Genomic DNA, 4075 nt, shown 5'->3' on the forward strand with positions numbered 1-4075 from the left:
GCCATTCGTAGCGTTCGATCTCGCCATCCGGATGTATCGACCCGGTGGCGTCGAGTTGGACGGTCGTATTCACGGACACGGACTGATCCAGTCCCGCGTCGGCCATCGGACCGCTGCCTGCAGCCACCACGCCGCTTGCCGCCGATAATCCGACCGCAAGGAAGCAAATTGCGCGGAATAGATTCATTTAATCTATGACGGATTAATCCTTCTTTCGCCTATAAATATTCGGTGATAGAACCGAATATCGACAAGGCTTCGAGGTCGGAATCAGGCCGTATCCTTTTGTGGATCCGAATCGACGATACACCAACTCGGAGAGAGGAATGTCGGCACAGATGCGCCGGATTCGGGTGGTCGGAAGCGAGACAGCGGCGACGCGAACCGTCCTGGACGGGCTTTCAGCGTTCGAAACGGAGCGTGTTCCGTCGGTCGTCGGACTCGCCGAGCGGCAGGACGGGCCGGTCGTTCTCGTGGCACCGGCACTGGGCCGCGACACCGAGCGTGCCGTGCGTGCGGTTCGGCGGATGCACGGCGCCGAGCCGGTGGTCATCGCTGCCGACGAGGTGCCCGCCGGGTCGGCGGACGCGGTCGTACCACTGGATAGCCAGACGATAGCCCGCCGAATGGAGGAGGTTCTCGATGAGGCGGCGACCGAACGCGCGCAGTGGCGAACGCGGCGGTTGGAGAACCTCGCCGCGGCGGACGGGACGGGTCTGGATTCGAAGCCCGGTCCGGATTCGGGTTCGAATCCCGCCGGTGAGGTGCTCTGTCGTCGCCTCGTCGAGTCGGGGCTGTTCGCCAGCGCGTGGGTTCTCGAAACCGACGGAGAGACGGCAGCCCCCTCGGCGGCGGCGGGCGTTCCGATAGCCGCACTTGGGGCGGTCGAGACGAGCACCGAGTGGCCGTGGGCACGGGCGATACGCGAGGGCGAGTCCGTCGTCGACAACCATGGCGTTTCGACGGTCGCGGTCCCGTTCGATGGTGGCTGTGTCGTCGGTACGGCCACGGAGCGTATCGACGAATCCGAGGTCGAGCCGCTATCTCAACTGGTCGAGCGACTCGGCGCTTCCGCAGAGGGTGACCGACCTCCGTACGCGTTGCTCGGGGAGGCGATCACACACGAGATCAACAACCATCTCGATCTCGCGACGGTCCACCTGGAGTTGGCCGACGGCGATGCCGAACACCTCGACCACGTCGAGGCCGCTCTGGAGCGGATCGGTTCGGTAACGGAGGAAGTGGGAGCGCTGGTCAGCCGTGGTGTCGATATCGAACCGTGTTCGCTGGAGGCCGTCTCCAAGGACGTCTGGGAGAGTGCCCCGAGGAGTGACGCGACGCTTCGGGGCAACGAGGCGACCATCGACGCCGACGAGGGATTGCTCCGACTGCTGTTATCGAACCTGTTTCGGAACGCGGTGCAACACGGCGGCGGCGATGTCACCGTCGAGGTCGGACCGCTGGACGATGGTGGGTTCTACGTGAGGGACGACGGAACCGGGTTCCCCGACATCGACCCGGAGGAGCTGTTCGAGTGGGGTAGGTCGGAGGCGGACAGCACGGGAATCGGTCTCGCGTTGGTCGGGTTGGCGGCCGAACGGCACGGGTGGGAGATAACCGTCACCGACGATGATGGTGCCCGTTTCGAATTTCGGGCCGATTAATCGCTTCCGACATCAAGCCGGTCATCCGAGCGGTTTCCGGGACCGTCGTTCGGCTCCGCAGCGACGGCGTAGCCGTCCCGTTCGGGAAGCTCGTCGAGGGCGTCGTCCAGCTGGTTTCGGATGGAGGCCAACCGCTCACAGAGTCGGTGGTACTGGGGTTGGTCGGCGAGTCCGTCCGGCGAGTGGTCGGTCTCCAGCGCCGCGCGTTTCGACGCCAGCGAGAAGTACTCCTGGAGTTTGGCGTCGTAGGTCGACCGGCGCTTCATCCGCTCGATGGCTTCGTGGAGTTCCTCCCGTGAGAGCGGCTTCGTGAGGTATTCGTCGAATCCCATCGAGACGATATCGACGTCGGGTTCGACGCCGGTGAGCATGGCGACCCGGCAGTCACGTCCCCTTTCGCGGAGGTGTTCCAGTACCTCGTCGCCGGACAGTCCCGGCATCCGGCGGTCGAGCAGGGCGATATCGACCCCCTCGCTCAGCTTCTCGAGCGCGTCCGGTCCGTCGTATGCGGTCCTGACATCGTGTTCGGACAACCGGGCGGCGTGTCCATCCGCCAGCCCCGGCTCGTCGTCCGCGATCAGCACCGTCAGCGATGTTTCCTCGCTCATCGTGCTCCTCGATTACCCACCAATATCTCGCATACGAGATATGTTTTACGTCAGACAATAGTTGGTTACGCGATAGGTTCCTCGGTCGCGTCGAGGTCCGATAGCGCCCATTCGACGACGTGTGCCTCGACGAGATCACGGTCGTCGACGAGCGCGCTCTCATCCTGCCACTGCGTTTTCACCGACTGGGCCTCCGAGAGCATCCGCTCTTCGAGCGGGGTCTGGTCGGGTTCCTCGCGGGTCGCGTTCAACAGGGCTTCGAAATCCTCCCGCAGAACGAACGACGCTCGGGCGGCGTTACACCGCGACAGCGGACTCATCCCCGTCTCGATGACGAGATCGCGGACGGTCTCCCAGTCGTCCTCGCAGAAATATAGCGACACCTCTCCCTCGATGTCCTGCCATGCGATGGGGTCGGAATGTTTCAGTAGTTGTACCGCTCGCGGCGGGATGTCGATGCGGTGGTCCGGGTTCGGTCGGCCGCAGAGACAACAAGGCTTCTCCGTACGCCCGGTGTACATACTCTGATTTCGGGGGGCTACCGTTTGGATATGCTGCATCCGGGGGTTCGTGCCGGGAATCAACGTGATGGCTCCCCCGAGTGTTGCCAGTGAGGGTCGACCGAGTCTCCCCGAGCGAGTGACATTCGCTAGCACTCGCACCCATACCCGAACGTTTTATCGGCCGCCTCACGGAACGTCGCCTATGGACACGGCCGAGCGGACCGAACTGGTCACCCGGTACACCGAGGAGGTCGTCACCGAGGCCGAGATCGAGGCGCTGTTCGAGGAACGCGACTCCCCGACCGCCTACATCGGCTATGCGCCCACCGGCGAGATGCACATCGGTCACTTCACGACGATGCGCAAGCTCGCGGATTTCATCGAATCCGGCCTCGACGTGACGGTGCTCATCGCCGACCTGCACGCCCATCTGGACGACGCGAAGAGCCCCTTCGAACTGCTCGATTCACGCTCGGCGTACTACGAGGCTGCCATCGAGGGCATGATCGAGGCCGCCGGTGCCGACCCCGACGGTATCGAGTTCGTCCGCGGCACCGAATATCAACTCGAGGACCCCTACACGATGGACCTCTACCGCATGCTCGCGGAGACGACCCTCTCGCGGGCACAGCGGGCCGGCAGCGAGGTCGTCCGCCAATCCGAGAACCCGAAACTCGGCGGGCTCGTCTACACGCTGATGCAATCCCTCGACGTGGCGGCACTCGACGCCGACATCGCCTACGGCGGCATCGACCAGCGCGGCATCTACATGCTCGCCCGCGAGCAACTGCCGGACTTCGGCTACGACAAGCCGGCCTGCGTCTTCGCGCCACTCCTCTCGGGGCTTTCGGGCGGCAAGATGTCGGCTTCCGAGGAGACGTCGAAGATCAACCTCACGGACGACGACGATGCCGTCGCCGAGAAGATCGAAGGCGCCTACTGCCCCGCCGGCGAAACCGAGGGTAACGGCGTCCTCGAATACCTACAGTACCTCGTCTTCCCGGTCCTCGAGGAGCGCGGTGAGGAGTTCGTCGTCGAACGCCCCGAGGAGTACGGCGGCGACCTCGTCTACGACGACTACGACGACCTCGAAACGGACTTCGTCTCCGGGGAACTCCACCCCGCCGACCTCAAGCCGGCCGCCGCGGCGGGCATCGCGGCGGTCATCGACCCCGTTCGCGAGCGCCTCCTCAACCAGCCGGAACTGCTCGAAGACGCCTACCCGGAAAAGTACGCGTAAGGCAACCTTTCCGTTCGCCAAGCCGCTGTTTCTTTCGGCTACCACCTATCGTTAAGCGCC

At 64.2% G+C, this 4075-nt stretch carries 4 protein-coding genes; 2 read left to right on the plus strand and 2 right to left on the minus strand.

Annotated features, from left to right (window positions below; all coding sequences use genetic code 11):
- Positions 1 to 338: 338 nt before the first annotated feature.
- Positions 339 to 1664, plus strand: coding sequence for a sensor histidine kinase (locus V5A53_RS13400; RefSeq protein ID WP_332314121.1), 1326 nt, complete (start codon positions 339 to 341; stop codon positions 1662 to 1664).
- Here V5A53_RS13400 and V5A53_RS13405 read toward each other — a convergent pair.
- Together V5A53_RS13405 and V5A53_RS13410 are read right to left on the minus strand one after the other, a co-directional pair.
- Positions 1661 to 2272: a HalX domain-containing protein gene (locus V5A53_RS13405; RefSeq protein ID WP_332314122.1), complete on the minus strand. Its 612-nt coding sequence runs from the start codon at positions 2270 to 2272 to the stop codon at positions 1661 to 1663. The two genes, V5A53_RS13400 and V5A53_RS13405, sit on opposite strands and share 4 nt — an antisense overlap.
- A 65-nt stretch (positions 2273 to 2337) precedes the next feature.
- Complete coding sequence (locus V5A53_RS13410) at positions 2338 to 2793, minus strand: hypothetical protein (protein WP_332314123.1); 456 nt, start codon at positions 2791 to 2793, stop codon at positions 2338 to 2340.
- Between the two features lie 184 nt (positions 2794 to 2977).
- Between V5A53_RS13410 and V5A53_RS13415 the strand changes: the two genes are divergently transcribed.
- Positions 2978 to 4015, plus strand: coding sequence for a tyrosine--tRNA ligase (locus tag V5A53_RS13415; protein WP_332314124.1), 1038 nt, complete (start codon positions 2978 to 2980; stop codon positions 4013 to 4015).
- Positions 4016 to 4075: the final 60 nt, after the last annotated feature.

It is taken from the genome of Natronomonas sp., assembly GCF_036625485.1.
Taxonomy (GTDB): Archaea; Halobacteriota; Halobacteria; order Halobacteriales; family Haloarculaceae; genus Natronomonas.